Raw genomic sequence first — 26,097 nt, 5'->3', positions numbered from 1 at the left:
CTTTAGCCGCACCGGGTGATGATTTCCTCAGCAAATCTCTCAATTCCTTCGCGATAACGATCGCCGCGCCACGGCGCGCACATCACGCCGGTGATACCGATGTCCTCGGCGCGTCGATACAGGTCGGCCGACGGCGGATCGCTGAGCGAGACGATCACCTCGAACGGCTCGTCCGCACGCCCGTAGCGTTGCCGAAGCTCCTTGAGCCGCCCAATGATCGCGACGGCGGCATCCCAGGTGTAGTAGGTGCCCACCCAACCGTCGCAGTCCCGGGCCGCGCGCTTGAGGGCGACATCGGATTCGCCTCCGCACAGGATGGGCACCGGCGCCGGCGGGTGCGGCTCGATCATGATCTCGGGAACCGCGTAGTGCTCGCCCTGCCAGGACACCCAGCCGCCCTGCCACAAGGCGCGCAGGGCGTGAATCATCTCAGTGGTACGCGGACCGCGATTGTCGAAGTCCTGCCCCAGTAGCTCAAATTCCTCACGCATCCAACCGGTTCCGATTGCCAGCGACACCCGGCCGTCGGAGAGCGTTGCGGCGGTGGCGACCTGCTTGGCCACCTCGAGCAGCGGGCGAGCCCCGGCGATGTACACGGCGTTGGAGAACCGCAGCCGCGTTGTCACCGCGGCCAGCGCGCCGATGGTCACCCACGAGTCCGGCCACTCCGTCTCGGGTGGCCACGGTGGCTTGTCCCCGGTCAACGGGTACGGCGTGCGCAACTCGCGCGGATAGATCAGGTGATCCGAGGTGAAGACGCCGGTGAACCCGTGCTCGTCGAGCAACGCAGCGATGGTGGTCAGATCGCGGGTGGGGAGAAAGGCCGTGCCGGACCAGAATTGCATTCGCTTACTGTGACAGACGCCACTGTCGTCGCCGAGAGTGGATCCCGTTCGCCCTGGCGTCAGGTTGACGGACCCGACGGCATGTCTGATGAAACCATCCACCCGCCGCCCGATCACCGACCCGGCCGCGTTGATCGATGCTCAAGGTGAGCCCACGCGCCGTGCACTGATCGCCCTCGGCGAACTGCTGATCGGCGTAAAGCACCTGGGAGAGGCGGCGACGGAAGAACACGTGCTCGCACCGGTAGCGCGGCTGACCACTGCGCTCGCCCTGGCCGAGTTGATCGACGAGCACGATGGTGCGGTCGAGATCGGCCCCGGCATGTACGCCGATCCGCCAGCCTGGATGCAGACCACCGTCGGCGACATCACCTAACGGCACCCCGCGTGTGCTTACGCGCAGGTTTCCCCGCCGGCACGCTGATACCCCACGCACCAGTGGCCGTCGCGATCCGGGTTCGCGAGTCGCACATCCACAGCCCGCAGCTCACCGTTTTCGTCCACCACACGCATCAGGCCCAGGCGCAAGAGGTGCTGGACCGGTTGATGGCCCGGTCCGCGGCGCTCAGCCCATACCGGGACCGAGCGGTGGGCGCGAGCCACAGCGGAGGGCTGAACTTCACCGTCATCGACGTCGAGGCGCGGGCAGGTGAGCAGCTTCTGACGGCCATGGTGGTGTGCCTGATCGCCGCGGGTTCGGCCCTGACCGCCGGTGAAACCCGGGACGTGCCAACCGAAATACTGGGCCATCGGTTAGTACCCGAAGGCGAGCTCGTCAGGCACTGACGGTCAAAGCAGGCGCCCGATTCCCCGCGCGGCGACCTGCAGGGCTCCCAACATCCGCCGGCGGTCGCGGTTCAGGGTGGGCACCACCACCCCGATCGCGGCCGCCACGGCGTTGTCCGAGGCACGGACCACCGGCACCGCCATCGAACACGCCCCGATCGACATCTCCTCCACCGTGCCCGCCACCCCGTCGCGACGAATCCGATCGAGTTGAGCCTCGAGCACCACCGACGACGTGATCGTCTTGGCAGTAACCCGCACCAGTGCGGCAAACACCTCCTGGCGCACGTCCAACGGGGCGTGGGCAAGTAGCACCTTGCCCACACCGGTGCTGTGCATCGGCAGCCTGCCCACCGTGCTGACGATCGGCACCGACGCCCGGCCGGACATCCTGGCCAGGTAGAGCACCTGGGACCCGTCCCGCACCGCAAGGTGCACGGTGGCCAGGGTGGCGGCGTAGACGTCGGACAGGAACGGCTCGGCAACCTGTTTCAACCGGCCTTCCACCGGCGCCTGCAGACCCGCCTCCCACAGCAGCCTGCCGATCACGAACCGGCCGTCCGCACGGCGTTCCAGCGCCGCGCCGGCCACCAGCTCACCGGCCAGCCGCGATGCCGTCGGCAACGTCAGGCCGGCCCGCTGAGCGAGTTCGGTGAGCGTCAGCGCGCGGTGCCGCTCATCGAAGGCACCGACCATCGCCAGCAACCTCGAGGCCACCGTGGTGCCCGGTATCGACGTGTTCCCCGCCAACCGCATAATCCTTCCGCTCAGCGGAAGTCTACTCTTCCGTGGTGACCCGTTGGCCGACTAGCGTCAGACCGCATGACAGCCCCGCACCCCACCATCACGGATACCAATCCCGATAGCTCTTCGGCGAGCCAGGCTGAGATCAACGCCGAAATGGCCGCCATCGAAACCGGTTACCTGCAAACAGGTATCGAGGAATCTCAGCCCCGGCTGGACTACGCCCCCTACCGCAGCAGCCTGCTGCGCCATCCCACCAAGGATCTGCATCACGCCGATCCAGAGGCCCTGGAGTTGTGGGCGCCGGTGTTCGGTGAACGCGATGTGCACCGCCTGGAATCCGATCTGACGATCCAGCACAACGGCGATCCGATCGGCGAACGCATGGTCATCACCGGCCGTGTCCTCGACGGTGATGGCCGGCCCGTGCGCCACCAGCTCGTCGAGATCTGGCAGGCCAATTCGGCAGGCCGCTATGTGCACAAGCGCGATCAGCACCACGCGCCACTGGATCCCAACTTCACCGGCGTCGGCCGCTGCCTGACCGATGCTGACGGGAACTACCGCTTCACCACCATCAAGCCGGGACCCTACCCTTGGAAGAACCACCGCAACGCGTGGCGGCCCGCGCACATCCATTTCTCGCTGTTCGGCACCGATTTCACCCAGCGCATGATCACCCAGATGTACTTTCCCGGCGATCCGCTGTTCGCCCTGGACCCGATCTACCAGGCCATCATCGACCAGAAGGCGCGTGACCGGCTGGTCGCCGCCTACGACCACGATGTCTCCAGCCACGAATGGGCCACCGGCTACCGCTGGGACATCGTGCTGACCGGCTCGCAGCGCACGCATTTCGAGAATGCCACTCCTACCGAAGATGAGGAGCACTGATGACGATGCTGGTCGCAACTCCAGGACAGACGATCGGTCCGTTCTACGGCTACGCGCTGCCGTTCGACCGCAGCGGCGAGTTGGTAGCCGCAGGCACCCCCGGCGCGATCCGCTTCCACGGCAACGTCACCGACGGCGCCGGCCGACCGGTACCCGATGTGCTGCTGGAGATCTGGCAGGCCGATGCAGATGGCCGGGTGCCCCACACCGCGGGATCACTGCAACGCGATGGGTGGACGTTCACCGGCTGGGGCCGGGTATCCACCGACGACGAGGGGCATTTCAGTTTCACCACCGTCGAGCCCGCGGCCGCCGCCCCTGGTCGCGCGCCGTTCATCGCGATCACCGTGTTCGGACGAGGACTACTCAACCGGCTGTTCACCCGCGCCTATGTACCGGGCCCCGCCTGCACGGACGACCCTCTGCTGTCCGGCCTGCCCGCCGACCGGCGCGACACCCTGATCGCCACACGCGACGAGCAGGGTCTGCGTTTCGACATCCGACTGCAGGGTGACGACGAGACCGTATTCCTGCGGTACCCGGGCCAGTGAACGACCTCTTCTGGCCCGGCGATCACCGCGCCGGCGCGGTGATGTCGGACACCGCACTGCTGGCCGCGCTGGCCGCGGTCGAGAATGCCTGGCTGACAGTGCTTGTCGAAGCTGGAATCGCCCCGGCCGCGGCCGCCGCGGATCTGACCGCGCTGGTGTCGGAGGCCGATCTGGAGGACATCGCCACCGCCGCCGAACGAGACGGCAACCCGGTCACCGCGCTGGTCGGCCTGCTGCGCGAATGTGCCACAGCGGACACCGCCACGTGGTTGCACCGCGGGCTGACCAGTCAGGACGTGCTGGACACCGCGCTGATGCTATGCCTGCGTGACGGTTTGACCGCCCTGACCGAGGCGCTGGACGAGCAGGTGAACGCCCTCATCGGCCTCACCGAACAGCACCGCGACACCCCGATGTTGACCCACACGCTGGCCCAGCCGGCACTACCCGGCACGGCAGCCCGCAAGTTCGCGAACTGGCTGGCCGGCGTCCTCGATGCGGTCGATGCGCTCAAAGCCCTGCCGGCCCTGACTGTTTCGTCCGGCGGAGCGGCCGGGACGTTCGCCGCCACCACCGAACTGGCCGGATCTCCGGCGGCCGCCCTGGCCCTGGCCCGGAACTGGGCCGACGTTCTGGGCTTGGCGCAGGCGTTTCCGTGGCACACCAACCGCGCGCTGATCACCCGCACCGGTGATGCTCTGGTGGGCTGCTGTGACGCGTGGGGGCATATCGCCAACGACGTCGCCGCCGGCGTACGCACCGGCGAGCTCGCCGAAGGATCCGGTGGCGGATCATCGACCATGCCGCACAAGAACAATCCGGTGCTGACCGTGCTGCTGCGCCGCGCCGCACTGACCACATCGCAGCTGGGCGCCACCCTGCACGCGGCGTCGGCAGCCAGTGTCGACGAGCGCGCTGACGGTGGTTGGCACGTCGAGTGGTCGACCCTGCGCACCCTGGTCCGGCGCAGCCTCGTGGCGGCATCCCAGGCCACCGATCTGTTGCTCGGGCTTCGTGTCGACACCGCGCGGGCAGCCACGAATCAACAAGAGGCCCAGGGTATCTATGCCGAACAGCAGACCATGGCCGCGCTGGCCGACCGCCCCCCGGCCGCCCGGTATCTGGGGACCACCGATCTACTGGTGGACGCGGCCCTGCAACGGGCGCGCCATCATCTCAAGGAGGCACAGTGAGCGGCTATGACGACGGTATGGCAGTTCGCCGGGAAGTGCTCGGCGATGCGCATGTGGACCGCGCCATCGCCGGTACCACCGCGTTCACCGCCGATTTCCAGGACCTGATCACTCGCTACGCGTGGGGTGACATCTGGACCCGGCCGGGCCTGGACCGGCGTAGCCGCTCGGTGATCACACTGACGGCGCTGATCGCCCGCGGCCACCATGAGGAGTTCGCCATGCATGTGCGGGCGGCGCTGCGCAATGGGCTGACCTCCGACGAGATCAAAGAGGTGATCCTGCAGAGCGCCATCTACTGCGGGGTCCCCGACGCCAACAACGCCTTCCGGATCGCAGCAGGGGTTCTCACCGAAGAGGGCCAGATCTGAGGCACCAGAGTCTCAACGGCGCTTCGAGACGATCCGCTGCCTGATCACCAGAACAGCCAACATCGTTGCCGCCATTACGCCGGCCGCGGCGGAGAACCCGTACAGCGCCGCGTTCAGACCGGCCCGATCGGCGAGCAGTCCGATGCCCAGCATCGATTCCCGTGCTGCCGCCGGTCACCAGCACACGTAGGCCGGCCGACGAACTCATTCGACGACTTGCGGTACCCGGGCTTCGACGGCTCTGGCCGCGGCGGTGAGGTGGTTCAGCCAGGCGGCGGTGCCCACGGCCTGACGCTGCGGCTCATTGGGTAACTCGATGCTGATCGGCGTACCCGTGGGCAATGCGGCGAGCATGCCGGCCAGATCGAGCCCTCCGGCGCCCGGCGCCAGCCGCTCCTCGCGGGCCTGGCGGACGAGCTCTGCGTCGAGCGTGCTGCCGACGAAGCCCGAAACCGCGGCGCGCTTGGCATTCACGGTGGCCGGCGGCCGCGCGGTGGCCGGCGGCCGCGCGGTGGCGGCCGGTGCAACGGAGGTCATGGGTGGTCCTTTCCGAGTGCGGGGGTGTCTCTACCCGCAGCACAGAAAGTGTGACCCGACACACTATTGCGTGTCCAACACTAAATTGATCTTTATTTATGTGCTTGAACGTCTTAATCGCAGATCAGGGCGGCGTTGGCAAGATGTCCTCCGACAACGCAAGGACAGCATCCCGCGCGACCGAACCACGCCGCGGTGACCATGCAATACCGTGCAGCATCAGCACCGGCTCCCCGGTCAGCGGCACGAACACCGCACCGGGCGGCGTCACGTTGGCAACCCCCTCGGTCATCAGCGCCACCCCCACTCCTGCGGCCACCAGCATCAGGATCATGTAGGGGTCGGTGATCTCCTGCACCACCCGCGGCCGGAACCCGGCATCCACGCACGCTTGCATCGCGATCTCCTGCAGCGACGAACCCGCCAGGAACGGGGTGGCGATGAAATCGTCATCGGCCAGCGCCGCCAGATCGATGGCGTCCCGACCGGCGAGCCGGTGTCCCACGGGCAGCACCGCACCGAAGGGCTCCCTGGCGATGAGCCGGGTGCGCACCACCGCCGAGTCGACCGGCAGCCCGACGAAGGCGATGTCCAGGGCGCCGGTGTCCACTTTCGTCAGGGCATCGCGGGTCATCACCCGGCCGACCAGATCGAGTTCGACATCTGGGTAGGTGTTCCGCACCGCCTGGGTTAGCGGGGGCACCGAAAGATGGTTGAGCACACCGGTAAAGCCAAGTGCCACATGGCCGTAGATACCGCCCGCGGACGCCCGGGTGGCACGGCGCGCGGTTTCGACCTCCTCGAGCACAGTGCGGGCGTGCGGCAGGAAGGCGTGCCCGGCCGCGGTCAGCGCCACCGACCGGGTGCTGCGCTCGAACAGCGAGACACCGAGGTCGCGCTCGAGCTTGCGGATGGTCTGCGACAGCGGAGACTGCGCCATCTGCAAGCGCGTCGCCGCCCGGCCGAAGTGCAGTTCCTCGGCGACCGCGACGAATGCCTGCATCCACCGAATCTCCACGATCGGCTCCCCGCTCTCGCTGCACTCCTATACTGCTCAGAGCATACAGAGATTTGAAAAACTTTGCGCCAGTTGAACATAATGCCGGTGCCGAGGAGACATGATGACCGAAACCGACCCCCGACAGCGGGCATTGGTGACCGGCGGTGCCAGCGGTATTGGCGCGGCATGTGCCGTCCGGCTGCGTGCCGCCGGCGTCGAGGTGGTGACCGCGGACCTGGCCGGACAGGCCGATGAACACGTCGATATCAGTGATCCCGACTCCGTCGACGCGCTGCGCGAGCGGGTCGGCGTGGTCGACATCCTGATCAACAGCGCAGGTGTGGTGGGTCCGTCGGCGCCGTTGGTGGCGGTGACCATGGCCGACTGGCGGCGCACCTTCGCCGTGAACACCGAGGGCACCTTCCTGATGTGCCGGGCCTTCGCCCCGGGCATGGTCGAACGAGGCTGGGGCCGCATCGTCAACCTGGCGAGCATCGCCGCCAAGGACGGAAACCCCATGCAGAGTGCCTATTCCGCGTCCAAGGCCGCCGTCATCGCGCTGACGAAATCACTGGGCAAGGAGTTGGCCACCACCGGAGTGCTGGTCAATGCGGTGGCCCCGGCGGCGGTTTCCAGCCCGATGAACTACAACACCGACCCGGCGATCCTGGCGCGCTCGCAGGCACTGACCCCGATGGCGCGGATGGGCCGCACCGACGAGGTCGCCGAGCTGGTGGCTTGGCTGTCCTCGGCTGCGGTGAGCTTCTCCACCGGCGCGGTGTACGACGTCTCCGGCGGACGCGCCTCGTACTGAGTCCACTCATGTCGCGATCGGAAACGTGCCGAGGCCGACGTGCGCCGGGTGCCGGCCTCTGCGGACCGCTACGACCACGAGCTGTGGGCCAAGCTGGCTGCGCAGGGCGTCACCGGGCTACTGGTGGAGCCCGAGTACGGCCGTGTCGGCCTGGGCGCGGCGGAACTCGAGGCCGTCGCCGAGGAGACCGGGGCCGCCCTGCCGCCCGCCCCGTTCCTGTCCAGCGCGGTGCTCACCGTGGCGCTCGTCCGGGCCGCCGGCACCACAGCGGACAAGCAGCGGCTGCTCCCCAAGCTGGCCGACGGAACCGCGATCGGCACTGTGGCCGTCACGGGGCCCCGCGGCAACTGGGCGCCGGACGGTGTCGACATCCGGGCTGGCGCGGACGGAACGCTGACCGGGACTGCGCATTACGTCACCAGCGGACAGATCGCCGATGTCATCCTCGTCGTCGCGCAGACCCACGACGGACCCGCCGTCTTCCACGTCGCCCCCGATGCCCCCGGCTTCCAGCGCACCGCCGCAGCGGTTTTCGATCCGGCCACGCTGTCCACCTACACCTTCACCGCCAGCCCGTCCCAGCGCATCGGCACCGCAGGCTGGGAGGCGGTCCAGCAGGCGCTGGATCTGGCGGTTATCGCGCTGGTCGGCGAGCAGGCCGGCGGAGCCCGCCGGATCTTCGACCTCACCGTCGACCATCTCAAGACCCGCATCCAGTTCGGCCGGCCGATCGTCAGTTTCCAGGCGCTCAAACACATGGCGGCCGATCTGTCGCTACAGGTCGAATCGGCGACTTCGGCGGCTCAGAACGCGACCGCCCGATACGAGGACGCTGAAAACCGCGGCGATGCAGTCGCACTCGCGGGATTCGCCTGCGCCGAGGCCTACGTCCACACCGCGATGCAGGCCATCCAGCTGCACGGTGGCATCGGGTTCACCTGGGAACACCCCGCGCACCCTATACCTGCGCCGGGCCCGCACCGGCCTGCAACTGTTCGGCGCCTCCGTGGTACACCGCGAGCGTTTCCTGCTGCCGAAAGGCGCCTGAGATGACCGAGCAAACCCTGCCGTCCGCCGCCGAGCTACGGGCCGAGATCGAAGTCGACGGGCCTGCCCCACGTTCGTCTCCACGACGCGAGGCACAGCTGCGCGACGCTGATGCACATGCGTGGCGTGCCGGTGGTGGTTATCGCAGCGTGGCTCGGGCACCGGGACGCCGGGTTCACCTTGCGGACCTACGCGCACTCGACGAACGACGCCCTCGCCGACGCCGCTGCGGTGCTGAACACAATCACGACGGGGTCGGAGAAGAAGGCCGAGTGACCACGGCCGGGTCATCGGCGGGCGAGTAATTCCGGAACGGGTCACGATGGGTCATCGGCAGCGCGGCCGCGAACCAGAAAACCCGCTGTTACCAGCGGGTTCATTGTGGCCAGGGCCGGGATCGAACCGGCGACCTTCCGCTTTTCAGGCGGACGCTCGTACCAACTGAGCTACCTGGCCGGAAGGCACCGGATAACCTCAATGCCTTATTGGCGACCCTGACGGGACTCGAACCCGCGACCTCCGCCGTGACAGGGCGGCGCGCTAACCAACTGCGCCACAGGGCCTTGCTTACTGCTGCATCCCATGCTTCCACGATATGCGTACCCCCTACGGGATTCGAACCCGCGCTACCGCCTTGAAAGGGCGGCGTCCTAGGCCGCTAGACGAAGGGGGCCTGGTCCGAATCTCTCCGGGGTACTCACAACGCTTCCGCTGGGAGCTTCGATAGCTTAGGGCACGTTCCCCGCAATCCCAAAATTGGGCCGGAAGGGGCCTCGCGCGGGGTCTCGGGAACCTCGTCCGGAAGCGACGGTACGGGCTCGGTTATCCTGATTGCTCGCAACGCCCCTATAGCTCAGTTGGTAGAGCTACGGACTTTTAATCCGCAGGTCGTAGGTTCGAGTCCTACTGGGGGCACCAGAGCACCGCGCCGGCCGGCTAGAAGTCCCAATCACCGTCCTCGGTGCTGACGGCCTGGCCCATGACATACGAGCTGCCCGACCCTGAGAAAAAGTCGTGCGTCTCGTTCGCGTCGGGCGCCATGGCGGTCAGGATCACCGGGTTGAACTCGGTGCTGTCCGCCGGGAACAGCGGGTCGTAGCCGAGGTTCGCCAGCGCCTTGTTGCCGTTGTAGCGCATATAGGCCTTCACGTCCTCGGTGACGCCCATGCCGTCGTAGATGTCCTGGGCGTAGTCCACCTCGTTGTCGTAAAGCTCCATCAGCAGCTCGTAGGCATAGTCTTTGAGTTCATCGCGGCGGGCCTGCGGCTCGCGCTCGAGCGCCTTTTGGAACTTGTAGCCGATATAGAACCCGTGCACCGCCTCGTCGCGGATGATCAGCCGGATGATGTCGGCCGTGTTGGTCAGCTTCGCGCGCGAGGACCAATACAGCGGGAGGTAGAAGCCCGAGTAGAACAGAAAACTTTCGAGCATCACCGAGACGATCTTCTTTTTGAGCGAGTCGTCGGCGCGGTAGAAGTTGACGAGGATCTCAGCCTTGCGCTGGAGGTGCGGATTTTCCTCGGACCACCGGAAGGCCTCGTCGATCTCGGGCGTCGAGCACAGCGTCGAGAAGATCGAGCTGTAACTCTTGGCGTGGACGTGCTCCATGAAGATGAAGTTGCCCAGCACCGCCTCCTCGTGCGGCGTGACGGCGTCCTCGAGCATTTCGACGTCGCCGACCGATCCCTGGATGGTGTCGAGCAGCGTCAGCCCGGTGAACACGCGGATGACCGCTTGCTGCTCGGCCGGCGACAGCGTTCCCCAGGACTGCACGTCGTTGGACAGCGGTACCTTTTCGGGCAGCCAGAAGTTGGCGGTGACGCGGTTCCAGATGGTCAGGTCCATCTCGTCCTGAACGTCGTTCCAGTTGATGGCGCGCACGCGGTCGATGATGCTGGCGTTACTCAAAACCGTTGCCTCTCTTTCTTTCTCGTGGTTCATTCCGGCCCTCTATAGCCAGCGTGCATCGTCGTCGGCAACGCCGCACTTCGCGGTCAGCACGACGCGCTCCTGGGAGTCGAGGCTGGGGTGGTGGCCGACACACACTGTCGCCACCAGGCTGTCACGGTCGACCTTCTGAAGCTTTTCGATTGGGTTTGCGACTGCCATCCTATCCCCGCGCCTCCCTCCCGGGCTTGACTGTAGCGCCCTCTACACACATCGCCTGCTCCACGGGTAGATACGGATGCGCGGGAATGGTTGCGCAGCACGACAATCGGACAGACCCCAGCCGACGGTTCGCACTGCCGGCGAAGGGCCGGCGTGCCGCATAGCAAAATTCCGCCCCGACGGCGGGTGGGGGCATTCTGCTACCGCTTGCCGAGCCAGTTGCGTAGCGCCATGCGATCCACGCCGATCTCGCGGGCCGTCGGGGCTTCCCCAGCCCCGTCCTCGACCGCCAGCACCGCGACTACGCGCGCCGCCGCCAGCTGCGCCTCGGCCCGTTGGCGCGCCTTGGCGAGCGTCTTGCCGATGTCGGCCGGCTTGGTCGCGCCGGCGAGGTACTTTGCCGCGGCCGTTAGCCCAGCCTCGCGGGCGCGCCCGTCGCGCTCGGCGAGTTCGCGCCAGACCTTGGCGAAGCGCTTGGATGCGGTCGCGCTGAGCTCTACCTCGCGCTCGGCAAGCCAGGTGTCTGCATCGCTCATGGCGTTGCTCCCATCGGTCGACCGCGATTGTGACCGGCCAAGTGCGTTCACGTCCGGACCAGCCTACAACCGCTGTAGCCTGCGCTACAGACCCTGTAGCAGGGTCTACAGCGGAACACGACGGGCAGTCGCGAATCAACCCAACATCGTCGCGTCGGAGCGGACTGTCGATCGGCAGGTCGCAGGTCGAGCCCTACTGGTAACCGCCCGCGTCTGTCAGGCGGCCTGCTTGGCGTCGTTGCCGGCGTTGCCGTCGTCACCGTCCGCCGGCGCCTTCTCAGTGTCGTTCTCGGCGGCCGTCGCGCCCTCGTCCTGCTTCTGCTCGACGTCCTTGTCGCCCCGGCCGTTCTTGAGGCCCTTCGCGAGGCCGTTCTTCTTCGCACCCTTGCCGAAGAACGTCTTGACCGCGCCCCTGAGGTCCTTCCTGAGCTTCTTGGCGCTGAGTTCGGCCGGCTTCTTGGCGGGTTCGGTGTCGATGCCCTCGGCCGGTTCTGCGGCGGGCGTCTCCAGAGCGCCATCCGCCGCCGCGCCGACCGCCACGACCTCCGGGCTCTTCTGCTCCGCGGCGGCGAGGGCCCTGACCCGTTCGGCCAGCGGCTTCGGTGCGGGGGCCGGGTCCGCCAACACCGACAAGCCCTCCACAGGCGCGGCGGGCGGCCCCGTCGTCGCCACCGCACCGGGCCCGCCGACCACGTTGTGTACGCCCTCGGCGAGCGCTTCGACGAGATCGACGCCCACCTCGACCCAGTTGTTGAACGGGTTGAACGGCAGCAGCGACAGCGACTTGGGCACATCCGGATCGCCGCTCCAGTCGTAACCCAGATCGATCAACACCTTGGCCGCCGGCGACAGCAGGTCGACGAGCGGCTTCACCACGGGAGTGGTTCCGGTCGACTCGGCCAGGCTCAGGATCAGGTTGGCCAGCGGCAGCGACCTGGCCGGGATCATGATGTATTTGTTCGGGCTGTCCGGGTCGTGACCGCCGTAGCGGATGTTGTTCGGGTCGGCGATTGCCGCCGCCAGTTCCGCGTCGGTATAGCCGTAGGGCATGGTTCCGGTTCCGGGACGGTTGGGACCGGCCAGGTAGTAGCCGTGCACGTTGTCGAAGGCCGCGATCGCATTGAGCATTGCCAGCGGGTTGCCCCAGTAGCGCGGTGCGTAGACCACCGGGTCGTACTCGAAACCGATGTTGGTGATCGGGATTCCGCTGTCGGTGATCATCGGCGGCCCGAACGTCGCATCGAGCAGCAGTTCACCGAGTATCGAAATCGGACGCAGCCGCTGCCACAGTCCCCCATCGGGATTGGCGATGTTGCCGATCATGACGACCTGGAGTTGATCCTTGATTTCCGGTGGCAGCTGATCGAGATTGCGTAGCTCGTTGGAGACCACCGCACCGCCCTGCGAGTAGCCGAAGATGACGATGTCTTCGTTCGGGTTGGCGGTCCACTGCTCGATCACCTCGGCATTCAGCGCACTGACACCCTGGCCCACCGAAACGTTCCACTTCTTGCAGGTGCCTGGCTCACACCAACCGGGAAAAGGCATGGGCCAGAACGATGCTGGGTAGTTGATCCCGATCAGGTTGGCGCTGGGGTCCGGGACCGCAACGTCACAGCCGTTGGCCACACCGTTCACAAAACACCGGGTCTGGGTGAGATAGCGACTGACCGCGTTCTGCATGTAGCCGGGCAGCACATTCGCGTTGGGGGTGCCGGTCCCCGGCACGATCAACGCGGTCGCGGCCAGTGCCACAAACGAGGTGATGGTGCCGGCCACGGCCACCGCGACCACACCCAGCAAGGCAAAAGTCAGGACAAATAGACCCCGAAACGCTTGTCGCATCCGTGTTCCCCCACACCGCGCCAATGAACTGCTCTAGCCAGACGGGCGATCCTGTCCGCTGTAGTGAGGGATGTTTGCACAACCGGCGACGCCTTGTACGGAGAATGCGATAGTCACAACTTCCGAGTCGACCTTGGATGCTCCCATCAACGCCCCAAGCACCTCGCGATAGTCACCGAGTTGGTACGCGACGCGGTCCGGCGGCGGCACCGTCACCATGCACGCTCACAGGACTCACCGCGCACCGCGTCGAACGATATCGAAAAGCTCAGGATGCTTCGACAGTTCGACCCGCGTCCGCCGAATGTGCCCCACTAGGTATCGCTCGGCCTCGACCACGTCTCGACGGATGACAGCATCGATGAGGAGTCGGTGTTCAGCGTTCGCGACCCACTTGCGTCCCGAACCGACGAGGTGGGCGTATGCGCGACGGTAATGTTGGGTGGTGTTCCAGTACCGCGCGACCATGGTGTTGAGTTCGAGGATTTGGCAGCCGCTATAGGCGAGCAAATGCAGGTCCCGATCGAGTACAAGGAAACGATCGACATCCTCGGTGACCTCGATTTCGCATTGAGTTTCGGTCAATTTTCGATGCTCGCGGGAGGTGAGTCGTGGAAGGCTTGCCTCAAGTGCGAGTGGTTCGATGCGTTCGCGGACGCGGTAGATTAAGTCACAGTCCTGCAGGTCCAGCCTGGACACCCAGGCACCGCTGTTTGCCCTGAGTTCGACGAGGCCCTCCGACTCAAGCATGCGGAGCGCCTCTCGCACGGGAAGTCGGCTTGCACCCATCTTGCTTGCGACGTCTTCCTGGCGGATCCGTTCTCCAGGGCTCAGCCGCCCGGCAAGGATGTCCTCACGCATCGAGTCGGCGATCCGATGACTCGCTACTGGGCATTTTCCAGCCTGCGAGGCAGCTGACACCGCGTCCGTCGCTCGTAACAACCAAATCCAATCTCTCGTGGACTCATGGCTCCCCCTGGGGTCTCGCCGGTATCCCGCGCGGCGCGAAGACATCAGTGGCGGTACTCGTGCAGTGCGCTTTCAGTTCTCGAAACACGTCAAAGTGTTGTTGCCCAAAGTGCACTCGGAGGGCGCGGTGCGGTGGCGACAACTCGCAGCGGCTCCGAACCGGCCTGCCAAGCCGGGCTCCACGCGTCGCCACGACTTGGCAGGCCTGGCTCCGAGCACATCAGCTAGGTGAGCTCGACTCGGACAGGCGACGGACCCGGTCCGTTGCAGCATGTTTCGGCTGCTTCTGCATCGTATGAACACGAACTGACCGCGACGATGCAGTCGACGAGTGCACGCAGCGTAACGCCTTCGCCGGCCCCAGTCGGCGCCGGTTTCGACATGACCAGACCGTCGGGTTGTGGGTATGTGTCTTGGAAAAGGTTGATCGGGGCGGGCAGGGTTTCGTAATTCAGGTCCATCTTGGCGAGCGCAGCCCGCAGGTTGTCATTGCAGTTACGATGCCCGGGCAAATCCATGCTCTCAAACCAAACTCGATTGCACGCAGCGAACAGAAAGTCATGCACGCCCTTGGCGTCGTCCGAAACGATCTCGAACATTGGCTGCTGCTTCGACGAATAAAACTTATCGCCCGGGTTCAAGCGAATCCTTGGATAGTTGAAGAGAATAGTCTCGCCTGGCGAACTGAACTCCGACGCATCGCCTTTCCGCACCGCGATGAAGTCGGCCACTTGCTGGCCCTCTACATCTATGACGCGCAGTAACTGGCCGCGGGATACAGCAAAGGCGACCGCATCAGCGGGGGCAATCTGAATTTCTTCCATTTCGTCCATTCCTATCTATTTGCTCTTGAATTTAAATACGGAGACGAGCGGCGCGCTCGACATCCAGCTGGTAGCTATGACCAAACCTTGCCTGATCGCTCGGTATCCAAACGGAAGTCAGTAACTCGTGCCGTAAAGAGCTCTCGGCCCAAACGTTCGGCTCGGCCGACCGGGTCAGTCGGGTCCAGCCTCACTTCACCTCGACTATTGCCAACTCCGATGACAGTGCCCGCAAGCTCTTGTCGCAGATGTATGCAAATCTCCTGGATCTGCGAAATTAGCGGCGCCGTCGCGTTCGGGTAGCTCTCCTCGCAGGCAATAAGAAGGCCCGTTCTTTTACCGAGGAGGCGAGCGACCACTTCGGCGTGCTCTGGATGGCTACGCGCGACATAGCAGAACATCCGATCGTAGAACGTCTTCAACGCACCAGAAGGCCCGTACCAGTACAAAGGCGTGGCCAGGATCCAGCCATCGGCTGGCAGGACGTGATCGAAAAGCAACCTCCTGTAATCGTCCTGGATCCCGCAGTCGCCGGAGTCGTGACGGCAGATTCGACAATCTCTCAGCATCCCCGTCATGAAGTCGTCCAGGTAGACGAAGTCTGCCTCGTGCCCCGCATCAGTGACGCCTTTAGCCGCGGCCTCGGCGAGCGTGGCCGAGTTGCCGGTACGGCGTGGGCTTGAACTCAGGATTAGAACCTTTTTCATGTGCGCACTCTTTCTCGTGAAAATCCTTATTTAAATCTTCGGGGTTCCGCCGATTGACGGTTGGGTTCTGCCGATGGGGCTGTGATCGACGGCGCTCCTCCTCTTAATCCCAAGGCTCAGGTAAATAACTGCAAATTGACCTGCAGCGGTTCCCACAACGTCGGCAGGTTGGATTTGCGTACCTAATTTGGATTCCGTTGCGATCCCCGCAGATGCGAACCTGCAGCCGATCTGATCGGCGGTGCCAGAACGGCGCTATCCGCTTCTGCATGCGGAATGTCGGGGACTGTCGAGATCGAATGACTGCATTTCGTCTCGCGCTTGCCAGTACTCATAGTTGCGAGAATCCACGAGGGTGACCGGCCGTGGCGGTGGTGACGCTGCGCTCGCCTCGCGTTGCCGCCGAGGAGTGCCCCGGCCATGGATGGCTGAAGCCCTGTCGAGACGTTCCGCGAGACACTCACGCCTCAGCGCCGTTGTAGATCGAATCTACGGCAACTGACCGAAAGCCCTTGCTAATGACAGCGATTGGCACTACAGGTGACCCTTCTGCAAGGCCGGCCAATCGGCCGGGGACACGGGGTTGTTCGGTTTGCCGCCCCCCGACGTTGCTCGCCAGGTTGCGGATCTAGCCGGCGTGGCCTCGCCGCGGTGAGTGGACAACTGTGATGGAACCAACAGCAACGTACTGGATCCATATCGGCCTCGTCAACCGGAGTATGCCGGGTAATTCTAGGATTTAGGCCGTATTTGGATCCAATCGCTTCATCGAGGCAGCTCTACCGCCTTTGCCGGCATCGACTTCGAGCGATACGGCCAGCCCTAAATCACGACGCGCCCCACGCAACGCGTCCATCTGATCGAAGGCCGTTCACGCTAGGTGTCGAACGGGATTGACGGTCATTCCCGTTGTGTCGTCGTTACGCCCGTGCTGAAACGACGAGCACCACGGCGTACGCCCCATACGGCGCGGCACCGTTCCGCATGCATCCAGCAACCGTGCCGGCAGCGCAACTCGCTAGGACCGCGCGTGGCACGCGCGTGGAACACCATCCAGATCGACGCCACCGCGACCAAAACGAGTTACGCGCGCCGGCGCGAACAAGTCCGTCGGATTCGGGTCCGGCGCAGCACCTTCCGGATTCGTCCCATCGCCGATCCGCATCAGCTGCCGCTCGGCAATTGCCGCACCGGGGCGCACCATCACGCCGGGAGGCTGGTTCTGAACTCGACTCAACGCTCACGGTTACCCACCAGCACCTGGGGCCAGCCACGGGGAGTCGGAACCGTACGATTCGTCGACGCCCGCAGCGAGGCCCTGGAACAGGGCGACAGCGGTCATCAAGAATCAGGCGATTCCCCTGGGAACGCTGCCATCCCGCATCAGCAGCCCATACAAGGTGGCCATGGCCTCTCAGACTCGAAGCCGAGCCGCTTGGAGATGCTCTTAGCTGCGTCGATAATGCGGTCCCGCATATTCACTGTCTCCCCCTGGAGGATGACTGGTCGCGGGCCACTCAGGGAGATCGCGCCGCACAGGCTCGGTACATGATCGAAGAACGGCGCGCCGATCGCTGCCATCCCCGGCACGACGTCACCGTCGCTGATTGCGACCCCTTCCCGGCGAATCTGCTCAAGGTTTTGTTCGAGATCTGCCGCAGTCGACAGGCTGTCCTCGGTGAACTGGACCAGTGACTCGGCGACGTAGCTCAGCTGAAATGGTTTCGGCTGAAACGCAAGTAGGGCGCGTGGGCCTGCCCCGATGTGAAGAGGCAGTGTCGTGCCGACTGTGATGGCCATTGATTTTACCCATCGGCCTCCGATTTCTGAGATGCAAAGCGCGTTATTGCCCTGCGGAATCAAGAGAAAAACGGTCTCCCCCGTCTCCGCGTGAAGCTGCCTCATCGGGTCATCAGACGCCCCGCGTACGTCGAACGTCCGAGCCACAGCCGAGCCCAGCCGGAAGAGGCGGATTCCCAGACGATACCGGCCTTGGCTCGGCGCAGCCTCCACCCAGCCGAGCTGCTGAAGGGTGCCGAGGAGACGGTAGACAGTACTGCGGGGTTCATTAGTGAGCTCAGCGATCTCCACTGCAGACAAGTCCGGACGCTGTTCGAGTACGTCAAGGATTGCGCCAGCCTTCAACACCACGTTCACAGACGCCGGCCCCGTGGCGTGCTCCCTACCCATACTGCGGACATTACAACAGGCCAGAGCTAGTCCGACCGGCGTTCAAAACTCGCCCACAGTCCCTTCATGCGGACACGATGTCCGCATGGTGGTTGACGACGGTGATGCGCTCGGTCTACGGTCTTCTACGTGGCGTAGCTCACGTATCTGCGAGTCGAACGACCATGCGGCTGTGGGTGCTCCGGCGATCGACTCTGCATCCACGGGTTCCACAAAATGCAGCGATCGTCGACGGGCAGCAGAAGCCGACGGCGCGGAATAAACAGTTGGGCCTAAACAACTTTCGTAGGGAGATCACTGAGCCATGACCATCCATACCAATGGATCCTGGAAATCCGCTCCGCAAGCCCAGCTACGACAACAGGTACTGACCGAATAGCTTCTGGCATCGAACACCCTTCCGGGTTGCCTCAAGCCGTCACCGGCCGGCTGTTCGACCACACGACTACGCGATACCGCAGAGAAACTCCCGCGGACGCCACATTGCGGAGTCAAGCGTTCCGGCCGACGGAAATCAGGCCTGCTGTGGGCACCTGGCTGCAGCCAGGCCGTGCCTAGCAAGCGGACCCAGGCACTGAAGGTCCACTCGCAATCGATTAATCGCGTCGACTTCGTCGACCGACTTTAGATGCTACCCAACGCGATTCGTCCCCCAACCCCTCATTCGTAGCCCCATCGCAGCCGCCGGCAGTCGAGCACCTGTTCTGGCCTGCACCCGCCGCCAGGGCTGCAGACCTGGCCAGTCACGTTCGGAACCCATCGCAAACTGGGCCACTTTGCGCTTGCTTTGCCGCGCCCGCGCGGTTGGGCGCCCGCTACCTCCGCCCCAGAAGGTGCAACGAAGTACAACATCCGGCAACTCATAGAGAGAGTGACGATGATCGAAGACACCAATCTACCTGAGACAGGTCTCGCCGCCCGGCCCAGTGAAACTATCGGGATCGTTGAGACGCGTTCTATCGACTACATTCCATTGGCAGAACGGCACGGCAAAGTGTGGCACCTTTCCACAATTTGGTTTACTGGAAACGTACACATACTTACAGTCGCGTTAGGGTTTATCGGAATAGCACTAGGCGCAAACCTTCTTTGGACGGCAATAGCGATCGTCACGGGTTGCGCCTTCGGCACGTTTTTCATGGCGTTTCACTCCACTCAAGGACCACAACTCGGGCTGCCGCAGATGGTGCAGTCCCGGCCGCAATTCGGCTTCGCTGGCGCCTTTTTGGTGTGGATAGTCGCGCTTATTATCTACGGTGGGTACGCCGCGTCGATCCAGATCCTAGTTGGCGATACCCTCGAAGAAATCGTCGGTTTGCCGACTACTATCGGCTACTTCGGGATCGCGTTGGTCGCGATGCTCTTAGCGGTAGTGGGCCACGATCTCATCCATAGAGCCGCCAGGTGCCTCTCCTTGCTGATGGTAATTGTGCTCGCCATATTCACAATCGGAATCATCATGGTCCAGCCGTTTAGCGCGGGTGCATTCGACATTCGTTCCTTTTCGCTGGTGCCATTCATGGTGCAGTTCTTCACCGCAGCGGCATATCAGCTGTCCTATTCCATCTTTGTATCGGACTATTCAAGGTACCTGGAACCGAATGTCGGTGTGCGCGAGACATTTTGGTGGACCTATGCTGGTGCCGCGATCAGTGGAGCGTGGATGATGCTGATCGGCGCCGCCGCGGCATCGATGTTTCCTTTGGCTGATACTGTTGGCGCGGTCATATCCAGTGGTGATGCCATTATTCCGGGTTTCGGTAATATACTGCTGATTGCGGCGATTATACCCGCCTTCGCTGCAGTCGCTCTATGCTTCTATGGCGGCAGCCTCACACTATTGTCATGCACGGACTCGATCAAACAGATCAGGCCGTCCCCATCTAAGCGCCTATTTGCCCTCGCATGCCTGGGCATAATCACGACCGTCATCGCGTACGGCGCGAGTGGGTCGTTTATAACCTGGCTGGGAAACTTCCTGTTCGTTCTTGGATACCTGCTCACACCGTGGACTGCAATCAATCTCATCGATTTTTACGTGGTGCGTCGCGGACACTACTCGATTCGAGAGATATTCAATCCCAGCGGCATGTACGGCCGTTGGTCCTGGCGTGGCCTCACGGCCTACTTCATCGGTTTCGCCTCGATGCTGCCCTTTGCGGTCGTGGGCGACTTCCATGGCGTCTTTGCTCGAATTCTGGGCGGTGTTGACGTCTCCATGCTGGTGGGCCTGGCGGTATCGTCAGTGATCTATCTGACTGCCCACCGAGGATTCGATCTCAACGCTGAGATTGAGCGCATTCGCGTGGCCGATATTGGAATCGATTCCAGTGCCGCACCACAGTGACCCTGAGCGAACCCGGTGAACTGTTCATGCTGACTAGTGCCGAAGGTGGGGGCGGCGCTACGCCTGGCCATGCCGCCGAGTCCTCCACAGGAGCGGTTTCTGCGAGAGGCCCCTGAACTGTCTCCCGCCATCGGTGTCGAACTGGAGATCCTCCGCCGGCTCCAGTTTGGCGCATCGGCGACCGGAGCATACGTGGCGTGGTCTCGGCCCTGCCCTCGCTGGGCCCCTGCGCGCCAATCACGTTGGAAACTATTGCTATTGGCACCGGGGTGCGGAGCGGATGAAGATCGTCGGACTAGACGCGCGCGAATCGAGACAGCGGCCGCCCATGATGCCACAGTGAACCCCCTCTGGAAGGGCCGATACTGGAAGTGCACGCAGCTGCATCCAGTATCGAATCGACTCCAAACGGTCCAGCCATAACTGGGGCCGAAAGCTACGACGATGGTGCGCTTATAAGAGGTTTGGCGCGACGGCCGCCGCCCCGCTTCCAATTACTGGTCCAGCGTAGTAACAAGCATCGGGCACTGTTTGCCTCACATGAGGTCGCACCGGCGCCGAACGCACCTACAGAACGTCACGAGTCAACTGGTCGATTGAATTGAATTGCGCAACTTCAGCCCTGCCTTGCGCGCCAAGGGGCTTCACCGAGTGCGAGCTACACCTGTCTCATCACACGCGCGGCTTTAGCTCTGTATGTCTTGACAGCCTTCGCGCCAGTGCCAAAGCCCTCGGTTCAGCGCCCAATGTCCCTGCGCCGGTGACAAACCAATGTCCGTCGCAGATCCCGACGCCGGCTGCGAGGTGACGGAGCAACTGTCTGAGCCGTTCAGTAAAGTCGGGCGGGTACGGTGCCGCAGGTCGCGATGCTGTTCCCGATCGGGGGGCAGTAGCCGTTCTGCGCGCAGGAGTAGGTCGAGTTGCTGCTCACTAAGATGCGCTCGTTGACCCATCAGTGCGCGAACCACCTTATTGAAACGCGCCACGAGGTCTTGGCAGTTCATACCGAACGTTGGTAGCGCGTCTTCGTCGCTTGGCCCACCGTAAGGAGCCCAGCTAACCATGAACGCGATTATCTCCCAATGGAATGGGTCATCGACTCGTGGAATGAGTCTCTGCAGTGCGCAGTGATCGGATGACACGGCACCCTTCCTTGGCTCGAGGGGCTTGATGGCAGGAGAAGGCAGCATTTGACCTTGAAAACGCCGGTAGGGCATCCGCCAGCTCACAACGGTCTTCGAAATTGATCCGTCGCGAACTAGTCCCGGCCATCCCACCAGCCGAGCCTCGGTTCATGCGACGCGCGCTGTGTGGAAGCGCATCAGATCAGCAACCGCCCAGTCGTCGTCGTTGGCAGACAGCTCGATCCCAGGCAAGTCTGTTTCCAGCCGTCGTTCGGTTGGCATGAGCCCCCATTTCAAGCAGCTGACCCGGAGAGCGACACGGCATAGCGCTGGCCTCGCGTCGGCCCCACCCTAAGTCAATAGGATCCATTTCCGCCCTTAAGCACCAGTAGATCACCATATTACATGCATTATCCCTAAATTGGATCCATCTAAGGTCATTGCTGCACAGCTTCCCGAGTGCTTACCTGACGCCGCTGACATGGGTGGGACAGTATTGACGAGGATGGCGCCCAACTGCACGTGAACGTGGATTGCCGACCCAGCCTCCAGTTTCGACGGGCAAACCGGTCGCGCGCGTCCCCCGTGATCTCGGGAGACACGAGCGCACTTGGGTACCGGGCCGGGGCGTGCGCGGGTGCGCACAAGTGTCTCGGCGAGTTGGGCGGCACTGACCGGTCAACCGCAAGCGGTCGCGATGGGAGGTTGCCTGTGCAGATGGACGTAACCCTCTAAAACCATCGGTGGCTTTTATGGGTCAAGGGGACGGCGAAGTGAGCACTGCACGCTTGGTCGCGAGCCAGAGGGCCAAACACCCTGTGCCTCATACGAAGACCTGCCCATGGCCGGTTTTCAGTCTGCCCTGGTCCACAGGTGGATCGCTCGCATTGATTCCGCCGAAGTCCCCGGCCTGCTCGAACAGAACTTCACCGCGGCGGCGCAGAAGCACGAGCGGACGCGGATAAAACGAAGATTCGGGCGGAATCAAGAGCAGCACAGGACACCCTCCACAATTTGCGGAGGACCACCAGCTGCTCAGAGAGCACGGATCGAGTCGGCGGGCACCGCGGTGAGGCGATGTCAACCTCATTGGCCAACAACCGTTTTAGCCCAACCTCCTCGCCAGGGCCATCAGTGGCCCGAGCCCGCGCATGACGCGGATTTCCCGTCGAACACTGCCGAGCCGGGCCGGGCGGGTCACTTGCACTGGCAGTGCCTATCGTGTGCTGATCTGACCGCTTCGTAGCGATCGTCAATCTTTGCCGTTCAGATGCGCTTTCCTATCTCCGCTCCCCCGAACACCAGCCGATCTATCGGTGGAACGCGGCTGAGGTGTGACCAGTCGCGATGTCGGCCGCGCCGGCGGTGCGCTGCGTGGAGGCCCCCAGCACAAACGCGACCACACCGACCACGATCGCGATCAGCAGCACCGCCAGCAACAGGATCAGCCTGCCCCTGCTGCGGTCGACGGGATAGCCGACGGGCGCGGTCGGCGGATTCCACCCCGGCGGCGTCGGTTGTCCCGGCAGCGGCAGGATCGGGATCGGTCCGGTGGCGGGATCGCCGTACACGTTGGCCAGTTCGGCACGCATCACCTCGGCGCTGGGAAAGCGCTGCGCGCCCTCGCGCGCCATCGCTCGGTCGATGACGGCCGCCAGTTGCGGCGCGACATCGGGGCGCAGCACCGACACCGGCGGCGGCGGACTCTCGGTGATGGCGTGCGCCAGAGCCACGAGGTTCTCCTCGGGGAACGCCCGTCGACCCGTGAGGGCCTCCCACCCGATGACCCCAACGGCGTACAGGTCGTCGGCGACGGTGGCCGGATTGCCGGCGAGCCGCTCGGGACTCATATAGGCCATCGTGCCCATGATCTGTCCGGTGTCGGTCCGGTGCGTGTCCGGGCCCTTCGCGAGCCCGAAATCGGCGACCTGCGCGGTGCCGTCGGGGGTGAACAGGATGTTGGCGGGCTTGATGTCGCGGTGCATGACGCCGGCGGCGTGCGCGGTCGACAACGCCGCGAGCACGTCGTCGAGCATCTTGCGGACATAATCCGGCGGCAGCGGGCCCTGGGCAATCAGGTCCGCCAGGCTGTTGCCGGGAAGGCGTTCCATGACGATGAACGGGGTGCCATGGTGCTCCCCGCTGCCGTAGACCGCGACGATGTTGGGGTGGCGCAACGCGGCGGCCGAATGCGCCTCCGCCCAGAATCGGCGCAGGTAATCCGGGTGCGTGTCGAACCCTGGGTAGAGCAGTTTGATGGCGACGGATTGCCCGGTCTGGGTGTCCCAGCCCTCGCGCACCTCGGCCATGCCGCCGCGCCCGAGGATCCCCCGCAACTCGTAGCGACCGCCGAGCAACTCGGGGGCGATGAACATGGCCCTACCGTAATCGGCGCAGCGCCGTTCCCGGTGGAGGCGCCCGGGTCAGTGGTTCGGACCTGCGGTCACCGACGGTCGTGGGACCGCCGCCGGCGTTCCCAACCTCGCGCGACCACCTCGACACCCTTGAGCACCAGAAACGCGTATGCAATAGCCAGCGGAGGTCCGATAAGCCATGCCATCGTCATCTCATCACCCCGTCGATCCGACGTCGTTCTCCATCAGACCACGCATCCGCCACGCTGCCGGGACAACGCGCCGGTGCGACGCTTACCCCCTGGGGAGTAATGCATTCCGAGATCACGTTCCCGAGCCGACGATGCGGCCATTCGTCACGACGAAACCCGCTGTAGCCCGGCCGCTTTCGCACCGACGGCTCGCACAATCCGACGGTAAACCAAACGAAGAAGGGCGCCGACAACCTCAGTTGAGCGGCCCACAGCCGATCGGGGCAGCACGGCAACAAACGGCGGTTTCGCTGGCCACCGGGTGGACGTCGGTCGTATCTTGGGTCACTGCGAGACCCGTCAGCTGGAAAGTGTTTGACTACGAGCGTTGTCAGCTTGTCCCGAGTGTAGGAGTGATGTGACGTCCGGTCAACGCCAACGCCGCTGGACCGGGGTTCCCCTTGAGGATCGCCAGGCCAAGCGGCGCGACGAACTCATCGCCGCCGGCATCTCACTGCTGGGGGGCGAAGAACGCCCGACGGTCACGGTGCGCGCGGCCTGCCGGGGGGCCGGGCTGACCGAGCGCTATTTCTACGAAAGCTTCACGGACCGCGACGAATACGTCCGGGCCGTCTACGCCGAAGTGTGCAAGCAGGCGATGACCGCGCTGATGTCGGCCACCACGCCCCGCGATGCGGTCGAACGCTTTGTCGCCCTCATGGTCGACGATCCGGTCCGAGGCCGCGCCCTGCTGCTGGCCCCGGAAGCCGAGCCCGCGTTGGCGAAGTCCGGCTCCGAATGGATGCCCGACTTCATCGACCTGCTGCAGCAGAAACTGACCACCATCACCGATCCGGCGCTGCAGGCCATGACGGCAACCAGCCTGATCGGGGGCCTGACGGCGCTGTTCACGGCCTACCTCGACGACCGACTGCCGACCACCCGCGAACAGTTCATCGACTACTGCGTCGCGATGTTGCTGGACCGCAGCAGCGGGCGTGCGGCAAATCACGGCTGAAGCCGCGTTCAAACTTGATGATACTGGGGTACACAGATATATTGACTGCAACCACGAGGTACAGATAACTGGGAGGTGTCATGTCGCAAGACCTGACCGACCTGCAACTTCTGCATGAGCTCGAGCCGGTAGTCGAGCAGCAAATCAATCGTCACATGAAGATGAAGAAGGACTGGAATCCGCACGACTACGTGCCCTGGTCCGACGGCAAGAATTTCTACGCTCTCGGCGGTCAGGAATGGAACCCCGAGGAATCCAAGCTTTCCGAGGTGGCGCGCACCGCGATGGTGCAGAACCTGCTCACCGAGGACAACCTGCCGTCCTATCACCGCGAGATCGCGATGAACTTCTCCATGGACGGTCCCTGGGGCTTCTGGGTCAACCGCTGGACCGCCGAGGAGAACCGGCACGGCATCGCCCTGCGCGACTACCTGCTGGCCACCCGCGCCGTCGACCCCGTGGAACTCGAGATCACCCGGATGGAGCAGGTCACTCGCGGTTTCTCGCCGGGCCAGAACCAGCAGGGCGACCTGTTCGCCGAGAGCCTGTTCGACTCGGTGATGTACGTGTCCTTCCAGGAACTCGCCACTCGTGTCTCGCACCGCAACACCGGCAAGGCGTGTGCCGACCCGGTTGCCGACCAGCTGCTGCAGCGGGTCTCGGCCGACGAGAACCTGCACATGATCTTCTACCGCGACGTCAGCGGCGCCGGCCTGGACATCGCCCCGAACCAGGCGATGACCTCCCTGTACCGGGTGCTGTCGAACTTCAAGATGCCCGGGTACACCGTGCCGGACTTCCGCCGTAAGGCCGTCATCATCGCCGTCGGCGGCGTCTACGATCCGCGCATTCACCTCGATGACGTCGTGATGCCGGTGCTCAAGAAGTGGCGCATCTTCGAACGCGAGGACTTCACCGGCGAGGGCGCGCGCCTGCGCGATCAGCTCGGCAAGGTCATCGAGGAACTCGAGGACACCTGCCAGAAGTTCGAGATCGCCAAGGAGCGTCGCCTCGAGCGCGAGCGCAAGGTGGCCGAGAAGAAGGCCGCGAAGAACCTGTTGGCGACGACATCATCAGCGGCCTCCTGACAGACCGCCTCGC

23 protein-coding genes, 4 tRNA genes and 3 pseudogenes are annotated in these 26,097 nt (G+C 64.2%); 13 read left to right on the top strand and 17 right to left on the bottom strand.

Translation table 11 applies throughout. The annotated features are described in order from the left end of the window. Positions 1–2: 2 nt before the first annotated feature. Complete coding sequence (locus tag RCP80_RS03340) at positions 3–845, bottom strand: TIGR03619 family F420-dependent LLM class oxidoreductase (protein ID WP_373693441.1); 843 nt, start codon at positions 843–845, stop codon at positions 3–5. Between the two features lie 64 nt (positions 846–909). Between RCP80_RS03340 and RCP80_RS03335 the strand changes: the two genes are divergently transcribed. Together RCP80_RS03335 and RCP80_RS03330 are read left to right on the top strand one after the other, a co-directional pair. Then, positions 910–1,221, top strand: a complete 312-nt coding sequence (locus RCP80_RS03335) for a hypothetical protein (protein ID WP_308483053.1) — start codon at positions 910–912, stop codon at positions 1,219–1,221. Positions 1,222–1,283: 62 nt separating this feature from the next. Beyond that, positions 1,284–1,631: a hypothetical protein gene (locus RCP80_RS03330; protein ID WP_308480995.1), complete on the top strand. Its 348-nt coding sequence runs from the start codon at positions 1,284–1,286 to the stop codon at positions 1,629–1,631. A 3-nt stretch (positions 1,632–1,634) separates the two neighbouring features. On the opposite strand, the gene RCP80_RS03325 is transcribed toward RCP80_RS03330, so the two are convergent. Beyond that, complete coding sequence (locus tag RCP80_RS03325) at positions 1,635–2,381, bottom strand: IclR family transcriptional regulator (protein WP_308480994.1); 747 nt, start codon at positions 2,379–2,381, stop codon at positions 1,635–1,637. Positions 2,382–2,453: 72 nt separating this feature from the next. On the opposite strand from RCP80_RS03325, the gene pcaH reads away from it, so the two are divergent. Genes pcaH through pcaC form a run of 4 tightly spaced genes read left to right on the top strand, consistent with a single transcriptional unit; the run spans position 2,454 to position 5,384 of the window. Then, the gene (pcaH, locus tag RCP80_RS03320) at positions 2,454–3,269 is read left to right on the top strand and encodes a protocatechuate 3,4-dioxygenase subunit beta (protein ID WP_308480993.1); all 816 of its coding nucleotides are present in this window, start codon (positions 2,454–2,456) and stop codon (positions 3,267–3,269) included. After that, the gene (gene pcaG, locus RCP80_RS03315; protein WP_308482681.1) at positions 3,266–3,820 is read left to right on the top strand and encodes a protocatechuate 3,4-dioxygenase subunit alpha; all 555 of its coding nucleotides are present in this window, start codon (positions 3,266–3,268) and stop codon (positions 3,818–3,820) included. Before pcaH ends, pcaG begins: the two co-directional genes overlap by 4 nt. After that, complete coding sequence (locus RCP80_RS03310; protein ID WP_308480992.1) at positions 3,817–5,013, top strand: lyase family protein; 1,197 nt, start codon at positions 3,817–3,819, stop codon at positions 5,011–5,013. Before pcaG ends, RCP80_RS03310 begins: the two co-directional genes overlap by 4 nt. Further along, positions 5,010–5,384: a 4-carboxymuconolactone decarboxylase gene (gene pcaC / locus RCP80_RS03305; protein ID WP_308480991.1), complete on the top strand. Its 375-nt coding sequence runs from the start codon at positions 5,010–5,012 to the stop codon at positions 5,382–5,384. The genes RCP80_RS03310 and pcaC overlap by 4 nt, the downstream gene beginning before the upstream one ends. A 12-nt stretch (positions 5,385–5,396) precedes the next feature. Here the strand turns inward: pcaC and RCP80_RS03300 are convergent, their stop codons facing one another. The 3 genes and pseudogenes from RCP80_RS03300 to RCP80_RS03290 all read right to left on the bottom strand — a co-directional run bounded on the left by RCP80_RS03300 (position 5,397) and on the right by RCP80_RS03290 (position 6,939). Then, positions 5,397–5,537 (bottom strand): hypothetical protein, encoded by a 141-nt coding sequence (locus RCP80_RS03300; RefSeq protein ID WP_308480990.1) that lies wholly within the window; start codon positions 5,535–5,537, stop codon positions 5,397–5,399. Positions 5,538–5,588: 51 nt separating this feature from the next. Next, positions 5,589–5,810: pseudogene (locus tag RCP80_RS03295) on the bottom strand (sugar phosphate isomerase/epimerase family protein); the annotation flags it as partial. A gap of 235 nt (positions 5,811–6,045) precedes the next feature. Then, positions 6,046–6,939 (bottom strand): LysR family transcriptional regulator, encoded by an 894-nt coding sequence (locus tag RCP80_RS03290; protein ID WP_308480989.1) that lies wholly within the window; start codon positions 6,937–6,939, stop codon positions 6,046–6,048. Positions 6,940–7,042: 103 nt separating this feature from the next. Between RCP80_RS03290 and RCP80_RS03285 the strand changes: the two genes are divergently transcribed. From RCP80_RS03285 to RCP80_RS03275, 3 genes and pseudogenes are all read left to right on the top strand, one after another. Next, positions 7,043–7,735 carry an SDR family NAD(P)-dependent oxidoreductase gene (locus RCP80_RS03285; RefSeq protein WP_308480988.1) on the top strand — a complete coding sequence of 231 codons (693 nt, stop codon included), beginning with the start codon at positions 7,043–7,045 and terminating at the stop codon, positions 7,733–7,735. 30 nt (positions 7,736–7,765) lie between these two features. Continuing rightward, positions 7,766–8,783 (top strand): annotated as a pseudogene (locus tag RCP80_RS03280) (acyl-CoA dehydrogenase family protein); the annotation flags it as partial. A 50-nt stretch (positions 8,784–8,833) separates the two neighbouring features. Beyond that, positions 8,834–9,058: pseudogene (locus RCP80_RS03275) on the top strand (tyrosine-type recombinase/integrase); the annotation flags it as partial. Between the two features lie 106 nt (positions 9,059–9,164). On the opposite strand, the gene RCP80_RS03270 reads toward RCP80_RS03275, so the two are convergent. From RCP80_RS03270 to RCP80_RS03260, 3 genes are all read right to left on the bottom strand, one after another. Continuing rightward, a tRNA-Phe gene (locus RCP80_RS03270) sits at positions 9,165–9,238 on the bottom strand. Between the two features lie 30 nt (positions 9,239–9,268). Continuing rightward, a tRNA-Asp gene (locus tag RCP80_RS03265) sits at positions 9,269–9,345 on the bottom strand. Between the two features lie 37 nt (positions 9,346–9,382). Continuing rightward, a tRNA-Glu gene (locus RCP80_RS03260) sits at positions 9,383–9,455 on the bottom strand. 169 nt (positions 9,456–9,624) lie between these two features. On the opposite strand from RCP80_RS03260, the gene RCP80_RS03255 reads away from it, so the two are divergent. Then, a tRNA-Lys gene (locus tag RCP80_RS03255) sits at positions 9,625–9,700 on the top strand. Between the two features lie 18 nt (positions 9,701–9,718). Here the strand turns inward: RCP80_RS03255 and nrdF are convergent. The 7 genes from nrdF to RCP80_RS03220 all read right to left on the bottom strand — a co-directional run bounded on the left by nrdF (position 9,719) and on the right by RCP80_RS03220 (position 17,962). Continuing rightward, a complete protein-coding gene (gene nrdF / locus RCP80_RS03250) occupies positions 9,719–10,690 on the bottom strand; it encodes a class 1b ribonucleoside-diphosphate reductase subunit beta (protein WP_373693440.1) in 972 nt (323 codons plus the stop codon). Positions 10,691–11,091: 401 nt separating this feature from the next. Continuing rightward, on the bottom strand, positions 11,092–11,427 hold the full coding sequence (locus tag RCP80_RS03245) for a hypothetical protein (RefSeq protein ID WP_308480986.1): 336 nt from the start codon (positions 11,425–11,427) through the stop codon (positions 11,092–11,094). 216 nt (positions 11,428–11,643) lie between these two features. Next, a complete protein-coding gene (locus RCP80_RS03240; RefSeq protein ID WP_308480985.1) occupies positions 11,644–13,272 on the bottom strand; it encodes a PE-PPE domain-containing protein in 1,629 nt (542 codons plus the stop codon). Between the two features lie 234 nt (positions 13,273–13,506). Then, a complete protein-coding gene (locus tag RCP80_RS03235) occupies positions 13,507–14,193 on the bottom strand; it encodes a GntR family transcriptional regulator (protein WP_308480984.1) in 687 nt (228 codons plus the stop codon). A gap of 272 nt (positions 14,194–14,465) precedes the next feature. Further along, positions 14,466–15,074, bottom strand: coding sequence for a DUF1989 domain-containing protein (locus tag RCP80_RS03230; RefSeq protein WP_308480983.1), 609 nt, complete (start codon positions 15,072–15,074; stop codon positions 14,466–14,468). Positions 15,075–15,139: 65 nt separating this feature from the next. Continuing rightward, a complete protein-coding gene (locus tag RCP80_RS03225) occupies positions 15,140–15,772 on the bottom strand; it encodes a flavodoxin family protein (RefSeq protein WP_308480982.1) in 633 nt (210 codons plus the stop codon). A 1,383-nt stretch (positions 15,773–17,155) separates the two neighbouring features. Next, a complete protein-coding gene (locus RCP80_RS03220) occupies positions 17,156–17,962 on the bottom strand; it encodes an IclR family transcriptional regulator (protein WP_308480981.1) in 807 nt (268 codons plus the stop codon). A gap of 877 nt (positions 17,963–18,839) precedes the next feature. On the opposite strand from RCP80_RS03220, the gene RCP80_RS03215 reads away from it, so the two are divergent. Then, positions 18,840–20,309 carry a purine-cytosine permease family protein gene (locus RCP80_RS03215; RefSeq protein ID WP_308480980.1) on the top strand — a complete coding sequence of 490 codons (1,470 nt, stop codon included), beginning with the start codon at positions 18,840–18,842 and terminating at the stop codon, positions 20,307–20,309. Between the two features lie 1,947 nt (positions 20,310–22,256). On the opposite strand, the gene RCP80_RS03210 is transcribed toward RCP80_RS03215, so the two are convergent. Continuing rightward, positions 22,257–22,430 carry a hypothetical protein gene (locus RCP80_RS03210; RefSeq protein ID WP_308480979.1) on the bottom strand — a complete coding sequence of 58 codons (174 nt, stop codon included), beginning with the start codon at positions 22,428–22,430 and terminating at the stop codon, positions 22,257–22,259. Between the two features lie 313 nt (positions 22,431–22,743). After that, on the bottom strand, positions 22,744–23,808 hold the full coding sequence (locus RCP80_RS03205; RefSeq protein ID WP_308480978.1) for a serine/threonine-protein kinase: 1,065 nt from the start codon (positions 23,806–23,808) through the stop codon (positions 22,744–22,746). Positions 23,809–24,396: 588 nt separating this feature from the next. On the opposite strand from RCP80_RS03205, the gene RCP80_RS03200 reads away from it, so the two are divergent. Further along, a complete protein-coding gene (locus RCP80_RS03200) occupies positions 24,397–24,996 on the top strand; it encodes a TetR/AcrR family transcriptional regulator (RefSeq protein WP_308480977.1) in 600 nt (199 codons plus the stop codon). 80 nt (positions 24,997–25,076) lie between these two features. Continuing rightward, positions 25,077–26,084, top strand: coding sequence for an acyl-ACP desaturase (locus tag RCP80_RS03195; protein WP_308480976.1), 1,008 nt, complete (start codon positions 25,077–25,079; stop codon positions 26,082–26,084). The last annotated feature ends 13 nt before the right edge of the window (positions 26,085–26,097 follow it).

This window comes from Mycolicibacterium sp. MU0053 (genome assembly GCF_963378095.1).
Taxonomy (GTDB): Bacteria; Actinomycetota; Actinomycetes; order Mycobacteriales; family Mycobacteriaceae; genus Mycobacterium; species Mycobacterium burgundiense.
Note: the sequence above shows the minus strand (reverse complement) of the source record. Positions and strands in the feature narration are given on the sequence as shown.